The 23,548-nt window shown below is 47.0% G+C and carries 21 protein-coding genes; 5 read left to right on the top strand and 16 right to left on the bottom strand.

Annotated elements, in window-relative coordinates; genetic code table 11:
• Nucleotide 1 precedes the first annotated feature (1 nt).
• Both JO375_RS17625 and JO375_RS17620 read right to left on the bottom strand, forming a co-directional pair.
• Nucleotides 2-1,306, bottom strand: coding sequence for a hypothetical protein (locus JO375_RS17625; protein WP_229525685.1), 1,305 nt, complete (start codon nt 1,304-1,306; stop codon nt 2-4).
• Nucleotides 1,307-1,331: 25 nt separating this feature from the next.
• Nucleotides 1,332-2,057: a phosphonate ABC transporter ATP-binding protein gene (locus JO375_RS17620; RefSeq protein WP_229525684.1), complete on the bottom strand. Its 726-nt coding sequence runs from the start codon at nt 2,055-2,057 to the stop codon at nt 1,332-1,334.
• Between the two features lie 754 nt (nt 2,058-2,811).
• Here JO375_RS17620 and JO375_RS17615 point away from each other — a divergent pair.
• Both JO375_RS17615 and JO375_RS17610 read left to right on the top strand, forming a co-directional pair.
• Entirely contained in the window at nt 2,812-3,729 is a 918-nt protein-coding gene (locus JO375_RS17615; RefSeq protein ID WP_229525683.1) for an ArsR family transcriptional regulator, read from the top strand.
• A gap of 84 nt (nt 3,730-3,813) precedes the next feature.
• Nucleotides 3,814-4,575 (top strand): HAD family hydrolase, encoded by a 762-nt coding sequence (locus JO375_RS17610; protein WP_229525682.1) that lies wholly within the window; start codon nt 3,814-3,816, stop codon nt 4,573-4,575.
• A gap of 469 nt (nt 4,576-5,044) precedes the next feature.
• Here the strand turns inward: JO375_RS17610 and JO375_RS17605 are convergent, their stop codons facing one another.
• The 8 genes from JO375_RS17605 to pdhA form a co-directional block, all read right to left on the bottom strand.
• Nucleotides 5,045-7,393 (bottom strand): type IA DNA topoisomerase, encoded by a 2,349-nt coding sequence (locus JO375_RS17605; protein ID WP_229525681.1) that lies wholly within the window; start codon nt 7,391-7,393, stop codon nt 5,045-5,047.
• A gap of 354 nt (nt 7,394-7,747) precedes the next feature.
• Nucleotides 7,748-9,235 carry a glutamate synthase subunit beta gene (locus JO375_RS17600; RefSeq protein WP_229525680.1) on the bottom strand — a complete coding sequence of 496 codons (1,488 nt, stop codon included), beginning with the start codon at nt 9,233-9,235 and terminating at the stop codon, nt 7,748-7,750.
• 237 nt (nt 9,236-9,472) lie between these two features.
• Nucleotides 9,473-9,961 carry a dihydrofolate reductase gene (locus JO375_RS17595; RefSeq protein ID WP_229525679.1) on the bottom strand — a complete coding sequence of 163 codons (489 nt, stop codon included), beginning with the start codon at nt 9,959-9,961 and terminating at the stop codon, nt 9,473-9,475.
• Nucleotides 9,962-9,980: 19 nt separating this feature from the next.
• Nucleotides 9,981-10,775, bottom strand: coding sequence for a thymidylate synthase (gene thyA / locus JO375_RS17590; RefSeq protein WP_229525678.1), 795 nt, complete (start codon nt 10,773-10,775; stop codon nt 9,981-9,983).
• A 240-nt stretch (nt 10,776-11,015) separates the two neighbouring features.
• Nucleotides 11,016-12,437 carry a dihydrolipoyl dehydrogenase gene (gene lpdA / locus JO375_RS17585; protein ID WP_229525677.1) on the bottom strand — a complete coding sequence of 474 codons (1,422 nt, stop codon included), beginning with the start codon at nt 12,435-12,437 and terminating at the stop codon, nt 11,016-11,018.
• Between the two features lie 3 nt (nt 12,438-12,440).
• The gene (locus JO375_RS17580) at nt 12,441-14,054 is read right to left on the bottom strand and encodes a 2-oxo acid dehydrogenase subunit E2 (RefSeq protein WP_322098752.1); all 1,614 of its coding nucleotides are present in this window, start codon (nt 14,052-14,054) and stop codon (nt 12,441-12,443) included.
• A gap of 34 nt (nt 14,055-14,088) precedes the next feature.
• Nucleotides 14,089-15,069, bottom strand: coding sequence for an alpha-ketoacid dehydrogenase subunit beta (locus JO375_RS17570; RefSeq protein ID WP_229525676.1), 981 nt, complete (start codon nt 15,067-15,069; stop codon nt 14,089-14,091).
• A 99-nt stretch (nt 15,070-15,168) separates the two neighbouring features.
• A complete protein-coding gene (gene pdhA / locus JO375_RS17565; protein ID WP_229525675.1) occupies nt 15,169-16,236 on the bottom strand; it encodes a pyruvate dehydrogenase (acetyl-transferring) E1 component subunit alpha in 1,068 nt (355 codons plus the stop codon).
• Between the two features lie 277 nt (nt 16,237-16,513).
• On the opposite strand from pdhA, the gene JO375_RS17560 reads away from it, so the two are divergent.
• Complete coding sequence (locus JO375_RS17560; protein ID WP_229525674.1) at nt 16,514-17,248, top strand: alpha/beta hydrolase; 735 nt, start codon at nt 16,514-16,516, stop codon at nt 17,246-17,248.
• A 151-nt stretch (nt 17,249-17,399) separates the two neighbouring features.
• Here the strand turns inward: JO375_RS17560 and JO375_RS17555 are convergent, their stop codons facing one another.
• A complete protein-coding gene (locus JO375_RS17555) occupies nt 17,400-17,864 on the bottom strand; it encodes a low molecular weight protein-tyrosine-phosphatase (RefSeq protein WP_229525673.1) in 465 nt (154 codons plus the stop codon).
• A 146-nt stretch (nt 17,865-18,010) separates the two neighbouring features.
• Here JO375_RS17555 and JO375_RS17550 point away from each other — a divergent pair, with 146 nt between their 5' ends.
• Together JO375_RS17550 and JO375_RS17545 are read left to right on the top strand one after the other, a co-directional pair.
• Entirely contained in the window at nt 18,011-18,652 is a 642-nt protein-coding gene (locus JO375_RS17550) for a thiamine diphosphokinase (protein WP_229525672.1), read from the top strand.
• A gap of 281 nt (nt 18,653-18,933) precedes the next feature.
• Entirely contained in the window at nt 18,934-19,437 is a 504-nt protein-coding gene (locus tag JO375_RS17545; RefSeq protein ID WP_229525671.1) for a C40 family peptidase, read from the top strand.
• Nucleotides 19,438-19,509: 72 nt separating this feature from the next.
• Here the strand turns inward: JO375_RS17545 and JO375_RS17540 are convergent, their stop codons facing one another.
• The 5 genes from JO375_RS17540 to thiO all read right to left on the bottom strand — a co-directional run bounded on the left by JO375_RS17540 (nt 19,510) and on the right by thiO (nt 23,518).
• Nucleotides 19,510-20,202: a response regulator transcription factor gene (locus tag JO375_RS17540; protein WP_229525670.1), complete on the bottom strand. Its 693-nt coding sequence runs from the start codon at nt 20,200-20,202 to the stop codon at nt 19,510-19,512.
• Nucleotides 20,203-20,343: 141 nt separating this feature from the next.
• The gene (locus JO375_RS17535; RefSeq protein ID WP_229525669.1) at nt 20,344-21,402 is read right to left on the bottom strand and encodes a ThiF family adenylyltransferase; all 1,059 of its coding nucleotides are present in this window, start codon (nt 21,400-21,402) and stop codon (nt 20,344-20,346) included.
• Entirely contained in the window at nt 21,399-22,166 is a 768-nt protein-coding gene (locus tag JO375_RS17530; RefSeq protein WP_229525668.1) for a thiazole synthase, read from the bottom strand. Before JO375_RS17530 ends, JO375_RS17535 begins: the two co-directional genes overlap by 4 nt.
• Before the next feature lie 2 nt (nt 22,167-22,168).
• Nucleotides 22,169-22,372, bottom strand: a complete 204-nt coding sequence (gene thiS, locus JO375_RS17525) for a sulfur carrier protein ThiS (protein WP_229525667.1) — start codon at nt 22,370-22,372, stop codon at nt 22,169-22,171.
• 12 nt (nt 22,373-22,384) lie between these two features.
• A complete protein-coding gene (gene thiO / locus JO375_RS17520) occupies nt 22,385-23,518 on the bottom strand; it encodes a glycine oxidase ThiO (protein WP_229525666.1) in 1,134 nt (377 codons plus the stop codon).
• Nucleotides 23,519-23,548 lie beyond the last annotated feature (30 nt).

Below are 23,548 nucleotides of genomic sequence, written 5' to 3'. Positions count from 1 at the left end.
GCTACTCTACCTGCCCTTCCCCCATCATGTTTTTAATCGGTTTATGTGGTTCCAGCTCACTGGATCGCTTAATGCCAATCACTTGTGCATTTGTTCGCCATAGCTGGCTATAACCTTCGTTGTTTCGTTCCCATTGTGACAGCGAGAAATATTTGATTTCCGCGACCGTTTTATCCGTATCAACCAGATTGAACCGCAAATAGCTGTCCTTCCTTGAAACTTTCGGATCAATCGTGACCTTTCCGTGCAGCTCTTTCGGCAGCCTGAAATAAACCTGTTCATTCGAATCTCGATACTGCTGCTGCTTGAAAATCGTTCCTTTCGCCCCATCCCACTGATAGAACGATACAAAATACGGAACCTCATCCAGCGGCTTGTTGCTCCAGCCTTTAGGCTTTTCTAAATTGCCAAATTCCAGAATGCCGTCACCATCCACATCACCACTGGTAATGGTCGCATCCTTAAAGGTAACATCCATAAGATTAAGCTTCTTGAGCTTGCCGTGTTCCATCACAATGACATTGGAAACGGTCGTGGTCTGGGCAATTTTGGTGTCAATAATGATGCCCTGCCTGTTCTCGGCTACCTTGCCAGCAACGACATTATAGATACTTAAGGCCTGACTGTCCAAATCCAGCGATCCGATTTCCTTAAAGGTTCCCCCGCTAAACTGATATGTTTTGACCGTAAAAAATTCATTGCGACGAAGCAAAATAATCGTCAAATCATTCAGATTATCCCCGTTCAAATCCATCTTTTTATGATTAAAATCGTCTACGACAAAGTCCGTATAGCCTGTAGCATATATTTTCTCCAGGGTTCCTCCTGTGTAGGAATACACGATCAGCCCCTTCTGTTCTCCGTTATCACTACTATCTCCGCTCGAAAAACCCGCAACAATATCAAGCGTACCGTCATTCGTCAGGTCCACGAGCTTAAATGATTCCAGGACGGTGCCTTCTCCATCAAACGTCAGCTTTTTTACCCACGTTCCGCCCTGGTCCTCAAACAAGGCACCGTGTATTTTTACGCTCTCATCCGGCGTTTCATAAAAGAGTACAGCTTCGTCCGTTCCATCATTGTTCAAATCCCCCGTCCGGATAGGTGTCGGATCATCCGGGTCATTCGGCCTGAGCGGCTGCACTGCCCCTAGTTGTGTTATCACTGCACCATTCAGCTGCTGCTTCTCGTCAGACATCGTCGGTGTCTGCATCAGCGAAATCGGGTCGCTAATGACAGTACAGCCGCTCAAAACTCCGGCAAGGAGCCATAAGGAGCAGCAGCCAGCCAACATTCTCAACAGCATTATTTTCACTTTTCTTGCCGTCCCCTCACAATTTGTTCTTTTCTGCTTGTGTCAACCGTCTGCCCTGAATATCAAACACCAGCTCGCCATGGTTCAAACCCCATATTCGGGACGCAAAGCGTTCGGCCATTTCCAGCGGCAGTACCGTAAGGACCGTCACCCGCTCATCAGAACACAGCTTGCGGAAAGTTTCCATGACATGTGCCGCTGAAGCCGGATCAAGTCCATTTACCGGCTCATCGGCCAAAATAACCCTGGCTCCATGAACAAGGGCACGTGCTGTCGCTACTCGCTGCCGTTCGCCGCCGCTGAGCTTGTCGCATTTGTCATGCGCCTTATCCAAGAGCCCCAGCTCCTCCAGTACGTCCATCGCTCCCATATAATCATCTGTACGCACCATGCCAGTCACCATTCTCCACAATGGAGTTTGACCGGATCTGCCGATAAGCACATTTTTGAGCGCGGTCCGATTCATATTTAGATGCGGATTTTGCTCCAGGTATGCCCATTCCCGCTTTATTTTCATTTTGCCCGTCCAACCGGATTTCAGCACATTACTGCCGTCGACAATCAAACTGCCCTCTTGCCACGGCTCTTGCAAAGCAAGGCAACGAAGCAGCGTCGTCTTGCCGCCACCGCTTGGTCCTACTATGGCAATGAGTTCGCCCTGATGAATTTCAGCATCAATCCCTCGAAGCAACAGGATCCGTTCAGGCCCCACTTGCTTGGTCAGCTTCTGAATTTTAATCATCTATGTGATTCCCCTTTGTCCGCCATCAGTACTGCCTATAGTTTATAGCAAATATGAAACAAATACTATGCAAACCCAAGTTTAAGCAGCCAATACTCTCTTTTTGGAAAAAAAACCTACCAGGCCGCCTGCTACACCTACGCTCATAAGCACCTTCTTGCGTCCCCATCGGTCACTCAATATGCCTAGCGGCAGCATGCCCACTTATAGCTGCGCCGGAATCTTTGTGCAAGACGCGACGATAATAACTTCAATTAAAATAAAATAATGCACACGCAACGAAGACGACATGAAAGCCCCCCTGATCAAATAAATAAAAAATAAAACATCAAAAATGCATATTATGAAATGATTTGCATTTGATACCATAATCAATAATAATTCTTGTCCATATGCATGCTGGCTGTTTTGAAAAAGCAGCCGGGCACTAACATAGTAAGGCTGCTGCTTGCATATCTTTTTGCACATTTAGGTAAAGAAATAGGTAAAGAAAAAAAATCGTCATCCAGGATGACGATTTTACGGAAAGAGAGCTTGTCTGATATGTAATCTGTCTCTGTATATTAAGGAGACACGTATGTTCAATCCGGACCCGTTCACGTCACAACGCACTAATTTATATTATAGTGGACAATGCCCGGCAGAACAAGCCATAATAAATAAGCGAGCAATTTCAGAATGCTCATGTTTTTTATGGACGGACTTGATTCGTTATGCTCTGGGCTCGAAGACAGAATAGGAGGCATTTGATTCCATGAGTTATCAAATTAAAATAGACACTTCTCCAATTTACGAATTACTCGGCAGCTTCATGGCATATGTAACTAAAAAATGGGTACACGAGATGGACCTGGGCCATGAATGGATCGACAAGGTGGATGCTCGCCTGCAACCCGAGGTTCGTGCCGAGCTTGCTGCAGCCCAGGATTGCCCTTTTGGCGATTATGACGCACTCTATGTCTGGGCTTTGCTTCGACCTGAATCGGATGAAATATCCGACTACATCTCTTATATGGAGCATGGCCCGGATCAACACATGTTCGAACAGCTTGTTCCGCATATTCCTTTTTTAACCTTTGAAGAATCTTTACGCATACGTAAAGTGTACGCCCCCCTACTCAAATTATGGTATCGTGATTATTTTCGGGCTTTGGAAGGAGAACTGCGCGTGCTGGCAGAGGAAGACGCTGCAGAAAAGCGTATGCTTCTGAACAAGATGGAGCCGGAGGCATTGGTTGAATACGCAACCGCCGGATTAATCGTTCCGCATATGGAAGATCTGGATACGGTTGTCCTGTTTCCGGTCGTGCACAATCGCCCGATTAATTCATACTGTTTTTATTCGCGCATGCTGCTGATCCAGTATCCGGTTGACATACCCGAGGACAGCGAGGAAGAACCGCCTACCCTCCTGCTGCGGCTCACCCGGGCGGTCAATGATCCGCAACGACTGCGTATTTTGCGTTATGTAGCCCAAGGCCCTAAATCTCTGGAGGAGATGCGCCATGATTTGAGCCGATTGGAAGACACACTCATGTCTGATATGATGATTTTACGAGTGGCTGGTCTGCTTCGCATTCATATCGGACGCTATCACAAGGAAAAATTCAGCATCCGTCCGGACGGAGCGGCTGATTTACAGGTATTTTTGGAATCCTATATTGGACTATAATTTAAACTGCACCTTTAGTTAAACGGATCGCCATACGTTATACGGAACGCCGTTAAAGCTTTGGTTTTGGAAGGAGTATGTAGCATGCCGTATCCGAAGCAGCACATTTTATTTGATCTTGATGACACTTTAATCTACTGCAACAAATATTTTGACCTGATTCTCAGTCACTTCTTCGATCTGCTTCAGGAATGGTTTGCAGACTATCATCTAACGAAAAATACAATTCGTGAGAAACAAATCGAGATTGATGTGGCTGGAGTTCATCAGATCGGCTTTGCCAGCGAGCATTTCCCACAATCCCTGATAGATACGTACCGCTTTTTCTCGAAGCAATTCGGACGCCATATCGATATACGGGACGAGCAGGAGCTTCACTCGCTTGGCCGAAGTGTGTACGAGCACGAAGTCGAACCGTATCCGGGAATGGTTGAAACATTAAACTCGCTCAAAAAAGCGGGACATTCCCTATATCTCTACACCGGCGGTGAACAGGTCATTCAGAAAAGAAAAATTGATCAAATGAAGCTGACCAATTATTTTGATGATCGTATCTACATTCGCCAGCATAAAAATGTCGAAGCACTGGAGGAAATCATTCAGACGAATCGACTGGACCGGAGCATCACCTGGATGATCGGCAACTCTCTGCGTACCGATGTATCTCCAGCTCTTGCGGCAGGTATTCATGCGGTATATCTCAAGCAGCCCAAGGAATGGATTTATAATATGGTCGAACTGCAAAAAAACGTGAATTCCATGATGTATACGATACAGAAGCTCACAGAAGTGCCACGAGTGATACACGAAAGCATACAAATGCATCAACAGAAACGAACCCTCTGATAGAAAGCCGATAGGCTCTCCTCCAAGTAGACCCTCAAAGAAGTCCACCTTGTAATCATGAGCATCGAGGGAAACCAAACGGGGCTGTCCTAAAAGTCATAAAAATGACGGGACATCCCTTTGTTCAAAGATGTAAAACAAAAAGTAACCGTTCTTGGTAAAACGGGTTGCGGGATTCTCTTTCATGTTGTTTCATCAACTCCTGTAAAATTTTTCTAGAAAAAATTGCGTTTTCGTTATAAACGATAACCCTTATCAATTGTATTGGTTGGAGACTGGAAAATGTTTAATGTAATATTAATTTAGTGTATATTAAATAAGGATTTTTAGGATGTAGCATCATGTGCTGCAGCTCCATTTGGCACCAATGGGCATAAAAAAGATGACTGCTGGTGAATTCAGAAGTCATCTAATAACAGCCAAAAAAAGGCCGCCTTTTTCAAGCTGTCGAATTTATGTCACATACCTTTTATATATTCTCCTCACGAACACGAAGCTGTCCTGTATCTGGTTCATTCAGAATAATTCGTGCTTTGACGGTCGATCCATCTTTACGCTTAAAAGATAGCAGCTGTGTCTGTCCCTTCGTCAACAGTGACTTGAGCATCGTCTCCGTAATCTGCTTGCCCGCATATTCCTTCCAGACGACAAAGCTGCAGCCCTGCTTGTAATGGCTGCACCCATATCCTTTGCGGCCTTCAATAATACTTCCGCCGCAATTAGGGCGCGGGCAGCTCCCCAGAGCCTGCCGTTGGCCCGGTGAAGCGCCTGGCCCACCGCTAGACGAGCCGCGTACTGCTCCCGCAGCTGAACCTGTCGCGTCCGCGGTGCGCTCCAGCGTTGCGCTTGCGGCGCTGCTGCCGCTTTCTGACAGAGCGCGCCCTGTCCCTTTAGCGCCAGTCCGTCCACTCGCACCTGCACCGCGAGCACTTCCCTTGCCACCCGCACGCTTCCCCTTCGCTTCCTCGCCAAAAGCATTGGCCGGAGCCGGTGGCTGCTGCTTCACCTTGTCAATGATGGACAACGTAAATCTTTTAACATTGTCCATAAACTTCTCCTGAAGGGCCTCGCCCTTGGAAATTTGGTGCAGGCGGCGTTCCCATTGGCCCGTCATCTCCGGCGAGGCCAGCAGATCAACCCCTGCATGACGGATCAGCTCAATTGCCATTTTGCCCTTATCCGTAATGAGGATTTTTTTCCCCTTCATTTCTATGTAGCCGACCTTCTTCAATCGTTCAATGGTGGCGGCACGGGTCGCAGGGGTACCTAATCCGGCATCCTTCATGGCCTCGCGTAATTCCTCATTCTCCATCTGCTTGCCTGCACTTTCCATCGCTTTTAGCAGTGTGCCCTCGGTATAGCTTTTCGGTGGCTGAGTCACCTTTTCTTTCATCTCGGCGCGAGTACAATCCACCTGTAGCCCAGCGTCGATCTCGAACTGCTTGTCCGTCCACTCCTCTGTCTCCTCTTCTTCCTCCTTCTTGGACGCTTTGCTCTTTTTGCCTTTATCCTGGTCAGCCTTGCTCAAAACCACCTTCCAGCCCAAGGATAGAAGCTCCTTAATACTGGTTTTGAATAAGTGCTTGTCCACCTGGGTCATCACAGTGTGCATTTTATATTCAGCAGGCGGAAAAAAATGAGACAAAAATCTGCGAATAATCAGGTCATAAATATTTTGCTCCTCCTTGCTCAGCGTTCCTGGTCTTTTTAAGGTCGGCAAAATAGCATGGTGGTCTTCAACACGCGACGGATTGCAGACCGACTTATTCTGTTTATGGACCAAATTAGGATTGGCTTGCTGTGCCAGCTCGGCATATGGGCCTGTACCTAGCATACGCAGCGCTTTGTGCATGCCGTCTATATTTTGTTCTGTTACATAGTTAGAGTTGGTACGCGGATATGAAATGACCTTATGGCGCTCATAAAGGGCCTGTGCGATATCCAATGTTTTTTTGGCCGAATAACCGTACTTGGCATTCGCTTCGCGTTGAAGCAGCGTCAAATCATGCAGCTTAAAAGGATACTCCTTCGTCTGCTTCGTATCATATTTGGTAATACTGCCTGTTTTGCCGCGAACCGCCGCAGCGATCGCCTCGGCTTCTTCCGGTTTGGTCAGCCGATCTCCCTGCCACGTCCCTTTGTATTTGGACTTGTCTTGCTTAAATTCCGCCCATACATCATAAAAAGTTTGGGACTGAAACGCCTCAATTTCCTTTTCCCGATCATGAATCAATGCCAGTACAGGGGTCTGTACCCGTCCTACCGACAGCAGCGTGTTATGTCGTGTTGTGAAGGCTCTGGAGGCGTTCATGCCAATCAGCCAATCTGCTTCACTTCGTGCCCGTGCAGCCTGAGTCAAAAATTCAAACTCTGAAGCATCCCGTAATCGTTCGAAGCCTGAAGCAATACTTTCCGCGGTCAAATCTGAAATCCACAGCCGCTTGACCGGCTGACGGAGCTTCAACTGCTGTTGAATCAACGCAAAAATATACTGCCCTTCCCGCCCGGCATCACAAGCATTCACGATGGCATTGCAGCGTATGGCCAGCTCACCAATCATTTTCAGCTGATCTTTTGTTTTGGGATTCGGCACGATTTTGAATTGCTCGGGGATAATCGGAAGATCCTGAATATTCCATCGTTTGTACCTGGCATCATATGCATCCGGCTCAGCCAGTCCCAGCAAATGACCGATTGCCCAGGTTATAATATACTTCTCCCCCTCCAAATAGGTGCGGTTATTTTTAGCCCGCGGCTCCATAACAGCGGCAATCGTTCGCCCCATATCCGGTTTTTCAGCAATAATTAACGTTTTCATTCATATTCCATTCCTTCCTGACGGCCTTCTGTTTTCCTACCACGACTTATACATATATGGGATGTACGGGAAACACAGGTTGCATGGCCTCATGCAAAAGGAGCTTTCTTTCCACGAAAGCTCCCGTGTAAATTCATTAAGTCTGACGCTTCAACACTATACGTGTATTATATCATAGATAGCCTTGTTCTCTCAGTTCATGATTTACGAAACTTGGGAAGAAGCATTTTTCTATTCCCATTTTGGGTGTGGCCAGTTATATTCCTGTGTTTCAGCTCATTATCACCTGACAAACGCAGCAAAGCCCCATCCGAAGATGGAGCTTTGACTTGATCGTAATGATTGAGCTTTTATTTACACTAAAACGGTAGCACCCATGAGGTATTTGTCGACCTCACGCGCAGCTTCCCGGCCTTCATTAATAGCCCACACGACGAGACTTTGCCCGCGACGCATATCACCTGCAGCAAAAACCTTATCCACATTTGTAACATATTGGCCACAGCACGCTTTTACGTTGGAGCGACGGTCCGTTTCCAAACCGATTTCTTCTATTATCGTTTGTTCAGGACCATCAAATCCAATGGCAATGAATGCAAGCTGTGCCGGAAATACGCGTTCTGTCCCCGGAATCGGTTGATAGATTTTACGCCCTGTTTCATCGACAATACGTTGAATTTGGATGGTGTGCAGCTCTTTCAAATTGCCGTTCTCATCACCTACAAATTTAGTCGTCATGATGGAGAATTCACGCGGATCTTCCCCGAATAACGCCTTTGCTTCCTCCTGTGCATAGTCAAGTGTATACACATTAGGAAATTGTGGCCAAGGGTTGGCAATCGGATCACGTTCCATCGGAGCTTTGGCATGTGTACCAAATTGAGTGACACTCCGACAGCCGTGACGCAAAGAAGTAGCTACACAGTCCGAACCGGTATCACCACCACCGATTACAATAACATCCTTGCCCTCGGCAGATAAATAGTTGCCATCTTGTAGCTTGGAATCCAGGTAGCTCTTGATGGTGCCATTCAAATAGTCCATTGCATAATGAATCCCATTCAAATCGCTGCCTTCAATATTAAATTCTCTCGGCTTGGTCGCACCACCACATAATACAACCGCATCATACTCAGCGATCAACTGCTCAGCAGGAATGTCCTTGCCAATCTCCGTATTGGTAATGAACTGGATGCCCTCAGCCGCCAGCAAATCTACACGACGCTGTACCACCTTCTTATCCAGCTTCATGGAAGGGATTCCATACATCAGCAATCCACCCACACGGTCCGCGCGCTCATACACAGTCACACTGTGTCCTGCTTTGTTAAGCTGGGCAGCAGCAGCTAAGCCTGCCGGACCTGAGCCGACAATAGCTACTCGCTTGCCTGTACGCTTGTCTGGCGGATCAGGGACAACCCAGCCCTCCTCAAAACCTTTTTCAATAATAGCTTCCTCGATCGTCTTAATGGTTACAGACTGCCCGATCAGGCCAACGGTACAGGAGCCTTCACACGGCGCAGGACAGACACGGCCTGTGAATTCCGGAAAGTTATTCGTTTTGTGCAGCCGATCCAGCGCTTCCTTCCACAAACCGCGATATACGAGATTATTCCATTCCGGAATAAGGTTATGAACCGGGCAGCCTAAAGTTGCTCCCATGAGATCCATCCCCGTATGACAATAAGGAGTTCCGCAGTCCATACAGCGCGCCCCTTGGGTACGCAGTTCTTCTTCAGACATATGCCTATGGAATTCTTCCCAATCCTTAATACGCTCTACCGGGTCACGGTCCGCAGGAATTTGTCGTGTATATTCCATAAATCCAGTTGGTGTAGACATGTTACGTTCCCCCATCTCTTCGCTTATGAACCCCGTTCATCCATTCAGAATTTGAGTCAATTCGAATTGGTCTGTTTGTATCATGAAAGGGTCTACTCTCGTTGAATTTGATTTATTGTATCACAATACAGCGCAAAAGTAATGAAAACTTATGCAACTTTCTGCATCAACAGCCAAAAGGATTTTTTATATGGTTCATAGATTTTTCAAATGGGTGTGATCCATTGTACACTAACCTTACGTTGTTCTCTCGTAAATAACAAAGCGATAGTCATACGGATTTCTGTCATCCTTGATGCCTGGAGTCTCACTGACGACATGCCAGTCACTCCAGTCCAGCTCAGGGAACGTTGTGTCCCCTGCAAACGTCTCCTCAATTCGGGTCACGATCAGCCGGTCAGCATATGCCCAAAAGAGTGAATATATTTCTGCTCCGCCGATGACCATCAGTTCCTCTTCCGCTGCCAATCGGAACCCTTCCTCGAGTGAATGGATCACTTCCGCACCCTCGGCTTCGTAGTGCCGATCCCGGGTCAAAACCACGTTGCGCCGGTTGGGCAGACTTTTTCCTCCAAAGGATTCCCATGTCTTGCGCCCCATGAGTACGGTTTTGCCCAGCGTCTGCTCCTTGAAAAAAGCCATGTCCCTTGGGAGACGCCAAGGAAGACTGTTGTCACGGCCAATCACACCATTTTGGGCCATGGCCCATATCATCGAAATCCCCATGCTATCCACTCCCCTCTAATCAGATGGCGACAGGCGCCTTGATCGTTGGATGATACTCGTAATTTTCAAAGACAAAATCCTCGTAAGTGTAATCAAAAATAGAGTCTGGCTTGCGCAAAATCTTCAGTTGAGGCAACGGGTAAGGTTCACGCTCCAGCTGTGTGTGCACTTGTTGCATATGATTTGAATAAATATGCACATCACCCCCTGACCAAATAAATTCACCCGGCTCCAGGTTACATTGTTGTGCAACCATATGCGTTAACAATGCATAACTTGCGATATTGAATGGCAATCCAAGAAAGGTATCCACCGAGCGCATGGTTAGCATGCAGGAAAGCTTTCCTCCAGCGACGTAGAATTGAAATACAAAATGACAAGGCGGTAGCTTCATTGATTCAATGTGAGCCACATTCCAGGCGCTAACGATGTGACGGCGTGAGTCCGGGTTATTTTTAATCGCCTCGATGACATTGGCAATCTGGTCAATATGCTGCCCGTCGGCTGTTTCCCACGAGCGCCATTGCGATCCGTATACAGGACCCAAATTCCCCTGTTCGTCCGCCCATTCATCCCATATCGTAACCCCGTTCTCCTTGAGGTAAGAAATATTGGTTTCCCCCCGTAAAAACCACAGTAACTCATGAATCACCGATTTCAAATGTACTCTTTTGGTGGTCACCAAAGGGAAGCCTTTAGACAGGTCAAACCGGAGCTGTCTGCCAAAAACGGATAGCGTCCCCGTTCCTGTACGGTCCTCTTTTTTCACACCATTCTCTAATATATCCTCCAGCAATTCCAAATAGTTGCGCACTTTGTTTCTCTCCTTTAAGCATAGATAAACATCTGGCAGCGCCAGATTCCGACCTTGAAAAGCCACTTTCACACATTATATTTAGTGTATCATGGACGATGCTTCATTGACCATGCACTGTGTGAATTTTCATGATCGTCCTAGAAAATCCTAATGCATACAAAAGAGGCAAAGAACGCATTGCGCTCCTTGCCTCTGTTGAACACGTATGAAAAGCAAAAACGAGATAATGAAACGGGATTAGCGACGTGGCACCAATGCGTGGATTGGGTGGCCCATTACGACTTCCGCTGCTTCCATCACGAGTTCGCCCAGTGTAGGGTGAGCATGAATAGTCAGGGAGATATCTTCGAGTGTAGCACCCATTTCAATCGCCAGACCCAGTTCGGCAATCAGGTTGGAAGCTTCCAGACCTACGATTTGCGTACCCAGTACCAGACCCGTATCTGCGTCAGCTACGATTTTTACAAAGCCTTCAGCAGCGTTCAGGGAAACGGCACGGCCATTTGCTCCATAAGAGAACTTGCCAACTTTGACATTATAGCCCTTTTCTTTGGCTTGAGCTTCTGTGTAACCTACGCTGGAGCATTCTGGATCTGTGAACACAACAGCCGGAATACATTTGTAGTCTACAACAGAAGGCTCTCCTGCAATTACTTCAGCGGCCACTTTGCCTTCGTAAGAAGCTTTGTGAGCCAGAGCGAGACCAGGAACAATATCGCCGATTGCGAAGATGTGAGGGATGCTAGTGCGTCCTTGGTGGTCAACTTTCACCAATCCGCGTTCATCCAGTTCTACACCGATCAAATCCAGACCCAGTTCTCCATCTGTATTTGGACGACGTCCAACAGTTACAAGCAGGTACTCAGCAGTTACTTCTTTGCTTTCGCCGTTAACAGAGAATTTCACTGTTACGTCTTTGTCTGTTTGTTCCGCACTTTCCGCTTTAGCGCCAGTGAAGATTTCGATGCCTGTTTTCTTCATGCTTTTCGCAACGATGGAAGTCATGTCTTTATCAAAGCCAGGAAGAACGGTATCCATACCTTCAATGATGGTTACCTTGGAACCGAATTTGGAGTACATTTGTCCAAGCTCTGCACCAATATATCCACCACCGATAACGATCAGGCTTTTCGGAATTTCAGGCAGGTTCAACGCTTCAGTAGAAGACAGAATGCGTCCGCCAAACGGGAATGGCTTCAATTCGATAGGGCGGGAGCCTGTTGCAATAATTGCATTTTTAAAACGGTAGCGTGGTGATTCATGTTCGTTGAATACACGCGCTTCGTTTTCATTGATAAACATGCACTCGCCGTTGAAAACTTCGACTTTGTTGCCTTTGAGCAAGCCGCTTACGCCGCCTGTCATTTTCTTAACAACACCGTTTTTAAATTCTTGTGTTTTAGCAAAGTCTACTTTTACATTCTCAGCCGTAATACCGAAAGTCTCGCCATGTTTAGCTGCTTCGTATTGATGAGCTGCAGAGATCAAAGCTTTGGATGGAATACATCCACGGTTCAGGCAGACACCGCCTAGCTCGGATTTGTCAACGATCAATACGCTTTGTCCCAGTTGTGCAGCACGGATGGCAGCTACATAGCCGCCAGGACCCGCACCGATAACCAATGTGTCAATATCCAGAGAAGCGTCTCCTACTACCATTGATTACACCTCCATAACAAGCAGCTCAGGATTAGCGAGCAGCTGTTTAATATAGTTCATAAAGTTTTGCGCAGTTGCACCGTCAATAATACGGTGGTCAAAGCTCAGGGAAAGAGCCATTACTGGAGCGGCAACAATTTCGCCGTTTTTCACAACTGCTTTTTCGCTGATGCGACCTGTACCCAAAATCGCAACTTCAGGGAAGTTGATGATTGGCGTAAAGAACATACCGCCAGCGGAACCGATGTTCGTGATGGAGATTGTGCTTCCTCTCATTTCGTTGGCAGCCAATTTTCCATCACGGCCGCGTACAGCCAGATCACGAATGGAATCAGCGATCATCCAGATGCTCTTACGGTCAGCATCTTTGATAACAGGAACGATCAGACCGTTGTCTGTATCTGTAGCGATACCGATGTTGTAGTACTTTTTGTAGACAATTTCGTTAGCTTCTTCGTCGATCGAGGCATTCAGAGCCGGGAATTGACGGGAAGCAGCAACCAAAGCTTTAACGATGAATGGCAGGTATGTTACTTTAGTACCTTTCTTCTCAGCAATTGGTTTCAAGCGAGTACGGAAAGCAACCAGATCGGTTACATCCACTTCGTCCATAATTGTAACGTGCGGAGCTGTGTAAGCCGATTTAACCATGGCATTGGAGATAGCCTTACGGATACCTTTAAATGGTACGCGCTCTTCCTCAGCACGCGGATCTGCGACTGGTGCGGCTGGTGCTGCAGCTTTCGCTTCTTTTTTAGCAGGCTCTTGTGCTTTTGCAGCTTCTTTTGCTGCTGGTGCAGCCGCTTGGCCACCGCCATTTTTGAAGGCTTCTACATCTTCTTTGGTGATTTTGCCGTTTTTACCGGTACCACTCACTTGAGCGATGTTTACACCTTGCTCACGAGCAAATTTGCGCACGCTAGGTGTAGCCAGCACGTCTTTGTTCGATGCAGCTGGAGTTGCAGCCGGTTTGGTGGCAGCTCCACCTTGTGCAGCACCCTGTTCTTGCTTAGCAGCCGCCGGTGCGTCTTCTTGTTCAGGAAGCTCGCCTTCGGCAGCAATGACAGCCACAACTTGACCTACTTTAAAGATGTCTCCGTCTTTGGCGAATACTTCTTGAATCGTACCATTAACTGGACATGGAACTTCAACCACAGCCTTGTCGTTTTGTACTTCCATGATGATATCTTCATCAGTTACTTTGTCGCCGGTTTTGATGTGCATCTTGATGATTTCGCCTTCGTGAAGACCTTCACCCAGTTCTGGGAATTTATATTCAAATCTGGCTGCACCTGCAGCTCCACCCGCTGCAGCACTTGGCTCAGGGCTAGCAGCAGCCGGTGCTTCCGGTGCACCTTCTTGCTCAGGAAGTTCACCTTCTGCATCAATAATAGCCACGACTTGACCAACGTTAAAAACGTCACCATCTTTGGCAAATACTTCTTGTACTGTACCATTGACTGGACAAGGTACTTCAACTACAGCCTTGTCGTTTTGTACTTCCATGATGATGTCGTCATCTGTTACTTTGTCGCCGGGCTTGATGTGCATCTTGATGATTTCGCCTTCATGAAGACCTTCACCCAGCTCCGGAAATCTATATTCAAATTTTGCCACGTTTAAAACCTCCCAAATTTACGGTGTGCTTTAATTAAAATTCCAATACTTTATTAACCGCATCAATGATACGCGTTGGCGTTGGCAACCAAGTATCTTCAATTTGAGCAAAAGGATAAACGGTATCTGGACCAGCTACACGCAGAACTGGCGCTTCCAGATGGAGAATTGCTTTTTCGTTAATTTGTGCAATCACTTCAGCAGCTACGCCGGCGCTCTTTTGCGCTTCCTGAACAACGATAGCACGATTGGTTTTTTGGATAGAAGCAATGATCGTATCAATGTCAATCGGGCTAATCGTACGCAAATCGATGATTTCCACTTTGATGCCTTTTGTTTTTTCCAGCTCATCAGCAGCCTTGATGGAAGTGTGTACCATCATACCGTAAGTAATGATCGTTACATCGGAGCCTTCACGAACCACGTTTGCTTTACCCAGCTCAATGGTGTAATCATTCTCAGGAACTTCAGTGCGGAATGCATGGTACAGGTTCAAATGCTCCATGAAAAATACTGGGTCGTTATCGCGGATAGACGCGATCATAAGACCTTTTGCATCATAAGGGTTGGAAGGAACGACAACCTTGATACCAGGTGTTTGGGCCAAAAGACCTTCCAGGGAATCGGTATGCAGCTCAGCTGCCTTAACACCGCCACCAAAAGGTGTACGGAATACGATTGGAGAATTGTAACGTCCACCGGAACGGTAACGCATACGGGATGCTTGAATTGCCATTTGGTCGAGTGCTTCAAAGATAAAGCCTACGAACTGGATCTCAGCTACAGGGCGAAAGCCTTGGATACCGAGACCGACAGCAAGCCCCCCGATTGCGGATTCCGCCAGCGGAGTATCGAATACACGCTCTTCGCCAAACTCTTTTTGCAAACCTTCTGTTGCGCGGAAAACGCCACCTACATGGCCTACGTCTTCACCGAAGAGCAGGACATTTGGATCGCGTTTCAACTCTACGCGAAGTGCGTCACGAATAGCTTCTTTCATGTTCATTTGTGCCATTGCTTCATTTCCTCCTTAAACATTACAGATCAGTTTCAGTTCAGGTCCAATTGAAAAACAGACCGGATCGGGTTGCCACCCGGTCGCTTTCAAGATCAATTATTTAAAATCAGCCTTTTGTTCTTCCAAATGTTTAGGCGTAACTTCGAACATGCTGTCGATCAGACCAGGAATTGTCATTTTTTCTGTTTTCTCGGCTTTTTTGATCTCTTCGTTCACTTTCGCTTTAGCCTCTTCTTTTACACGAGCTGTATCTTCTTCAGTCCACAGACCTTTTTTCTCAAGGTATTTCGCAAGACGGGCAATTGGGTCTTTCTCGCTCCATTCGCTTTCTTCTTCTTTCGTACGATATTTAGATGCATCGTCGGAAAGGGAGTGCGGACGGAAACGGTATGTTACCGCTTCAATGAGTGTAGCGCCTTCGCCATTGCGTCCACGTTCTGCGGCTTCTTGAACAGCCTTGATAACGGCAAGCACATCCATACCGTCAACTTTCACGCCTTTAATACCGGCAGCAACCGCTTTGTGAGCGATGGAAAGGGCAGCTGTTTGCTTCGCAAATGGAGTCGTGATAGCGTAGCCATTGTTTTGCACAAAGAAAATAACTGGCAGCTTGTATACACCAGCATAGTTCAGACCTTCGTAGAAGTCTCCTTCGGAAGAACCGCCGTCACCTGTATATGTAATGACGACTTGTTTTTGTTTTTTCAGTTTGTAGCCCATTGCAATACCCATCGCATGCAGAATTTGCGCGCCGATGATAATTTGCGGCATCAGTACGTTAACGCCATCCGGTACTTGACCGCCATGTTGATGACCACGGGAGTACAAGAAAGCTTGGTATAAAGGCAGGCCATGCCAAACGAGTTGCGGAATATCGCGGTAGCCTGGTGCAACAAAATCTTCTTTTTGGAGTGCAAATTCACTACCAACCATGGTTGCTTCTTGTCCGGATACCGGAGCGTAGAAGCCGAGACGTCCTTGGCGACCCAAGTTAACAGCACGGTCATCCCAAGTACGTGTAAATACCATACGATACATAATTTCTTTCAATTGATCATCTGTAAGTTTAGGCAATTTATCTTTATTGATAATTTCACCATCCGGAGAAAGCACGGATAGAGCCTCAACTTCCTCTGTGTACACTTCATAAGGAACCTTGCTCATTTTCTTCACCTCAACAAAAAAATTTGAATATCAAGTTCCGCTGTTATAGAATTATTATACACCTGTTATATTGCCGGCGTCAAAGATTTAGTTATTTTTTTTGAGTTTGTCATATTTTTGTGTATGTAACAGGTGTACAAAAATAATACAACAGCTTAGTACATGATTGGATTTTTAAGCATCTTTTAAGCATTTTTTAAACATCTATTGCAATCAGGGTAATCTTAACTTATTGTGAACCCGAATGCAAAATAATAACCGAGAAAGGTGACGAAAAATGACGGATTCCCGGTTTTTAAAACGAACCATCCTTAAAGACGAAGTAGAAAGCCGCTTTCTTGGCGAAACCAGAACCCTCCGTATATACTTGCCGCCCGGCTATAATGAAATATTGAGTTACCCAGTCGTATACTGTCAGGATGGAGAGGAATTTTTCAATTTTGGCCGCATAGCAACTCATGCCAATCGCCTTATCCTGGATGAAGGCGTCGAACCTTTCATTATTGTTGGTGTCGAAGTTAACACCAAAATCAGAACCCAGGAATACGCCCCCTTTGGTGATCGTTTCAAGGCGTATACCACCTGTTTTGCAGAAGAGATTATTCCCTATGTAGAACAAAAGTATCCTATAAGAAGTGATGCATCGTCCCGCATTTTGGCTGGCGATTCGCTGGGAGGCAGTGTGTCTCTGCATTTGGCCTTGCTGTATCCGCAGCTCTTCAACCGTATCATCAGCCTGTCCGGCGCTTACTATGAGGCTTCGCAGGAGATCATCGCCCGTGAGAAAGATCTGTCCCGCCTGCGGGTGTGGATGACGGTCGGCCTACAGGAGGATGCATTTGAGAGCGATACCGGCATTTATAACTTTGTAGAGCTTAACCGTCAATGCTCAAATTTGCTGCGCGAACGGAACGCAGAGGTTTCGTACCGTGAAAAGGATGGCAAGCATTTGTGGGGCTTTTGGCAAAACGAGCTGCCTGACGCGCTCATGTATTTTTTGGAACGCGCCTGAGCCTCCTTCTTCCAAGCTTCAGCTACAGGAAATGGGCATGGATCGGCCAGATTTGGCTGTCATGCTCTTTTTCGCTTTCACCCAAAATGATTGCGCTTTCAATATGTTTGAAATGAAAAACGGCAAGCATTGCCGCTTTCTGTCGTTCACATTATAGCTTTTCCTCTGCGATTTTGTCCAGCAGAGCCTCGCATCCTGCGTCCATTAACCGATAAGTCTCCGCAAAATTGCCGGTGTAATAAGGGTCAGGTACTTCTCTCAGCTTTTCTTGCGGAAGCAAGTCCATAAATTTAAGAATGTCAACGTGCGCACCGCCTGCAAGCTTACGCAAGTTACGTTCATTCGAATCATCCATGCACACAATATAATCAAACGCTTCAAAATCACGCTCCCCTATTTGCCGCGCCTTTAGGCCCTTCCCGCTGATGCCGTGCAGCTTGAGCTGTTTTAGCGTTCCTTCATGCGGAGGTTTTCCGATATGCCAGTCACCTGTACCAGCCGAGTCTACCCTGATTTGCGCTCCTAGTCCCCGTTCCTGCGCTTTATGTCTTAGCACCGCTTCCCCCATTGGGGAACGGCAAATATTGCCCAAACACACAAATAAAACGTTAATCATTTCATTCTCCTTCCTGCTGCACGCTGCACTGTCTTTTTCTGTTTCATTGTAGCTGTGCCCTCCAAAATTGTGCAAGCCATATTTAACACGTTATACTTAAAAGCTGATGATACATAGACGGACTTAAGGATGAAAGGATGTTAGATATGAAGAAAAAGCGCGCCATTGTATTTTCCGGCGGTCGCCTTGGCGAAGAAGACTTGCAGTACATACAACCTGAAGATTTTATTATAGGTGCAGATAAAGGAGCTCTTTTTCTGATTGAGCACGGTATTATACCACATGTATCTGTAGGCGACTTTGATTCGATAACACTGCAGCAAAAAGAACAGGTTGAATCGGCAAGCAAACGCATGATTGCATGTGATCCAGTGCATAAGGACCTGACAGATACGGAGCTCGCCTTGGAGATCGCGATGGACGAGCAGGTAGATCATGTACTCATGCTTGGCGTAACTGGCACGCGATTGGATCACACGCTGGCGAACATTCAAATATTGGTACGCGCGATGCAGCATCGTATGAGCTGCGCTATTATGGACGCACATAACTATATCGAGCTCACCGGATCAACACTCGAGATCAAACCTATGGGCTATACATACACATCGCTGCTTCCTATGACCGCTGAAGTCACAGGGATAAATCTGGAAGGATTTATGTACCCGTTGCACAATGCCACCCTCAAGATGGGTCAATCGCGGGCTGTCAGTAATAAGCTAACCGCTTTGAAGGGTACGATTTCCATCGAAAGCGGGCTATTGCTTGTCATTCAAAGCAAGGATTAGTTATGACATTATTGTAATCTTCACAAAGGCTACTTTGATGCTCAAAACACTTGCTACGATAGCATTTTTCACAAATACCAGATTTGTAGTGTGTTTTATTTTTTTACAATTTGTAATTTTTAATCGTTTTTTAATAATTGCCATGCAAGCCTTGTCCCTCAAGCAATCGGGCCTATTTTTCCAACTATTGGGAGGCTCCAAAGCTGTTATACTCAACGCTGTCAGTAAATTAGCAAATCAGCAAAATTTTGCACCAATCATTTTTTGGAGGTACCTACAACATGAACAGGCACAATATCATAAAAAAGGTAATTATCGCGGGAATTGCAGCCACGATCGGTTTTGGAACATTTGCAATTGAGGGAACAAATACGGCACAAGCGTCGGCTGCTACTACGACTTCACTAGGTCAAAAAATAATTAATTATGGTGAAAAATATATGGGAACTCCTTATCAGTTCGGAGCTTCTACAAGCACCACCCGCTATTTTGACTGTTCTTCTTTCATGAAGCATATTTTCAAAAAACACGGGGTAGACTTGCCGCGTACTTCTGTTCAGCAGTCAAAAGTCGGACGAGCTGTATCCAAATCCAATCTGAAAAAAGGCGACTTGGTTTTTTTCTCAAGCGGCAGCCGTGCTAACGGACACAATATTACCCATGTAGCCGTTTATATGGGCAACGGTAAAATTCTGCACACTTATGGCAAACCTGGCGTTACCATTTCCAATCTGAACTCAGGCAACTGGAAAAGAACTTACATTAAAGCACGTCGCGTGCTGTAAGTATCAAACTTGTTTAAATATGTAAGCCGGGAAGAATAGTTCCCGGCTTTTTTATATCCCTCAATGCTAATGCTATTCTGCTGGAGGCGGTGTTCTGAGTGAATAGCCAATCCCCCGTACTGTACGAATCATTTTGAATTTCTGCCCTTTATCTACCTTCACTCGCAAATGCCTAATATACACGTCGACTACGTTCGTATCTACGATATAATCATGTTGCCAAACATCTTTCAAAATTTGCTGTCTGCTGCAAACCTGATTAAGACGTACAGCAAGATGAAACAAAAGATCGAATTCCTTTGGAGTTAATTCCAGCTTTCGCCCCCCTCTATTCACCATCCTGCTTGCATGATCGATGTGTAAATCACCCGCCTTGATTGCCCCAGCTGCATCATGTACAATACCAAAAATCCGCAGTAAATTAGCCACTCTGGCTAGAAACACTTTGTGAGAAAAAGGGTGTGCCATTACATCGTGTGCTCCCTGCTCAAAGCAGGAGACAATATGGTTCTCGTCATCCGATGAGGTCAATACAAACAGCGGTACATGAGAATGGCTTTGCCGTAGGATACGAATCATGCCGTATGCATCCGCTTGCTCGTCCCTGTTGTTCAGAAGCAGCATATTTATAGGACTATCGGCTGCGTAGTTCCTTCCCTCCGACATATGACGGGCGTTAGCCACCTGATAGCCTGCCTGCTCCAACAAATGTACATATACATCAGACACTTCGTTTGCATCTACAAGTAAAATGAACGGGCTCATCTTTTCACCCACCTGAATTGGACATGCATTACATTAGGAAACGAACCATTTGTTTTGGATCAGCCATTAAAGCATATTTATATTATTGTAACAAAAAAGCAGAAAATCATTCCTGGAAGAATGGTTTCCTGCTTGTTAGAGTTAGCCTAAATAACGGTGATATATACTCTTTGCTTCTGACACGTCCTTAGTTCCGTGAATCAACGCTCTCCCATCTGCAAATACGACTAGGCGAAGCATGCCTGTGCTCAAGGAGACCAGAAACGGATTTTGCTCTACCTTTCCCGCTTCCACCGAAGCAAGTCTGTCTGCTAATTCATTAAGATTCAGCTGTGTTGGTTGGACAGGTCGAATCTGAACGGTGTCCCGACCGCACAAAACATCTGTTTTCTGCCGATGTGAAGCTGACAAATAAGGGTACGTCGGGTGATTGCCGCAAGAAGGACAATCCGCTTTTTTCAAGCTGTGAACGGATATCGCTGTGTATTCGTTACGCCATACATCAAACGAGAGCAGCTTCCCTCTCAGCTCTTTCGGATATCCACCGAGAAGCTTGAAGGCTTCTGCGGTCTGGTTAGCTGTGACCATTTGTACGGCCTGCGGTATAATTCCGGCTGTATCACAAGTTTCTCCTCCAAACGGAACGGTCCCGAGCAGACAGTGAAGACATGGTGTTTGCCCAGGCAAAATGGTATAGGTTACCCCATAGCTTCCTACACATCCCCCGTAAATCCACGGTATATGATGCTTTAGCGCCATGTCGTTCATGAGCAGGCGGGTCTCGAAATTATCGGTTGCATCCATCATCAGGTCAACTCCCTGAATCAGCGCTTCCAGCTCCTCTACCCCGACGTCCAGTACATGGGCGTGTATGACCGTTTCCGAATTAATGTCTCTTAATCTTCGCTGGGCAGCCACCGCTTTGGGACATCTCTCCACGGCGTCGCTCTCCTGAAAAAGCTGCTGTCGCTGCAAGTTGCTCCATTCCACATAATCCCGGTCTACAATGCTTACCGTACCTACGCCTGCACGGACCAGCGTTTCCGCAATACCTGTACCGAGCGCTCCAGCGCCTATGATCAGTACATGTGAGGAAGCGAGCCGGCGTTGTCCTGCTCGTCCAAAAGGAGCGAATCTTTCCTGCCTGGAATAACGATCGCTTTTCATTCCTTCTACCCCGGATTTTTCAGCTGCCATCATGCCTGAATCATGCCTTCTGTCGGGCTGCTTGCTGAAGCATAACGTTTGACGGGAATCAGTCCTGCCTCAAAACCATATCTGCCCGCGCAAACAGCCAGCTTCATGGCCTCGGCCATTTTCACAGGGTCCTTTGCTCCCGAGACAGCCGTGTTCAATAGAACGGCATCTGCTCCCAGTTGCATTGCCATTGCCGCATCACCGGGCGAGCGAATACCTGCATCCACAATGACCGGGACCTCTGCCTGTTCAATAATTAACTCCAATGCAAACGGATTAAGCAGGCCGCGTCCTGTACCAATCGGTGAGGCTCCGGGCATAACGGCATGTACTCCCAGCTCTTGCAGTCTCTTGGCCAAAATAACATCATCCGATATATAAGGCAGCACAACAAATCCTTCCTCCAGCAGCTTTTCACTCGCTTTCAATGTTTCAAAGGGATCAGGCAGCAGCGTTTGGCGATCGCCAATAACCTCCACCTTAATCATATCGCACAGGCCCGAGGCTTTGGCCAATTTCGCAATGCGAATGGCCTCCTCCGCTGTCGTCGCTCCTGCCGTATTAGGAAGAAGTGTATACCGGTTTAAATCCAGCGTATCTAGAAAATGCGGCTTATCTCGTTCGTCCAGATTTAATCTCCGCACGGCAAAGGTCAATATTTCAGCTTCTGCAGCTTCTACAGCCCGGGATTGGATATCCAGGTCAGAGAATTTTCCCGTTCCCAACAACAATCTGGATGTAAAAGATGCTTTTCCAATGGTTAACATGATCAACCGCCTCCCACAAAATGTACAATTTCAAGGCTATCCCCGTCCCGGAGTACCGCTTCTGCATGATCCTCCGGGGTCAATATGTGCCGATTCAGCTCCACCACTACCGTTTTTACCTTTAAATCAAGCTCTTGCAGCAACTGATTCACGTGATTGATTTGGTTGGAAAAGGTCATGTTCTGACCGTTAATCGTCAGTTTCATACAATTTCCTCCTTATAAGCACTCGGCAGAAAATCCACTTATTCCAAGTTCAACCGCACCAGCTCCTGCAAGCAAAGCAGCCATTGCCCGCCCGGTAGCATCACTCAACAGGACACCATTGCGATAATGTCCTACTGCAGCATATACCCCTTCCAAACCGGGAACAGCCCCAATGAAAGGACGTTCCGCTGCTGCCTGGGGACGCAGGCCCGCCCACGTGCGTATAAAAGAAGCTTCACGGACACGCGGCAGCCAAGCAGAAGCACGTGCCAGCAACCCTGTCAAACCGGCTATAGTTACTTCATCGTTATCGTGGTGCGGAAGACTTGTCGCCCCAATCCAAAGCTCGTTATTCTGCTTGGGTACAAGGTAAATATCATCGGCATAAATGGTATATTCCAAAGGATGCTCCTTTAAGGATACGGCAATAGCTTCCCCCTTGACCGGGTATAGCGGATAATGAAAGCCAACCTGCTCTAGCAACTGCATGCTGTCCAAGCCCCCGGCAATAATGACCTGGTTGCAGGTGAAAAAGCCCTTGTCTGTTACTACACCGCGAATCCGGCCATTCTGTACGACCAACTGCTTTGCATGAGTACCTGACCATATGCTGGCTCCCAACACAGCAGCAGCTCCTGCATAAGCACGGCAAAGCTGTACTGGAGCCAGCTGTGTCTCCTTTGATCGGTATATAGCTCCAATTGTTTGACGATCCAAGCCCGGAATCCGCCTGGCCAGCTCTCTGGCATCCCACCACTCAGCATGGTCATTCTCTTGCGTCCTGGCAGCTTTCCAGCGTTCATGTCCTTCGGTCTCCGAACGAAAAGGAGTTACAAACCCTTCTGTGCGAAATTCTACGGAAACCCCTGACAAGCGCTCCAGCTCCCGCACAAGCTCTGGGAATGCATCCCGGCTTGTGCGGGCAAAACGCGCCAGCTCCGGGTCGGTGAATTCCTCACTCTCCGCTGCCAGCATTCCGACGGCTGCTTTTGAGGCTCCTTCCCCCGGAAGCAAACGTTCAAGCATGATCGTATTGTGCCCTTCCCTAGCTGCATGGTAAGCTATGGAGCTGCCAATCACTCCTCCACCTATAACCAAGCATTCAGCGTGTCCTATAGCCGATGCCTTTGTGTGTATTTCTGGCATTTAGAACCTCTCTCCTCTCCCATTACCATT

The organism is Paenibacillus farraposensis (assembly GCF_020736845.1).
GTDB classification, from domain to species: domain Bacteria; phylum Bacillota; class Bacilli; order Paenibacillales; family Paenibacillaceae; genus Paenibacillus; species Paenibacillus farraposensis.
This window is presented reverse-complemented; position numbering and strand designations above follow the sequence as displayed.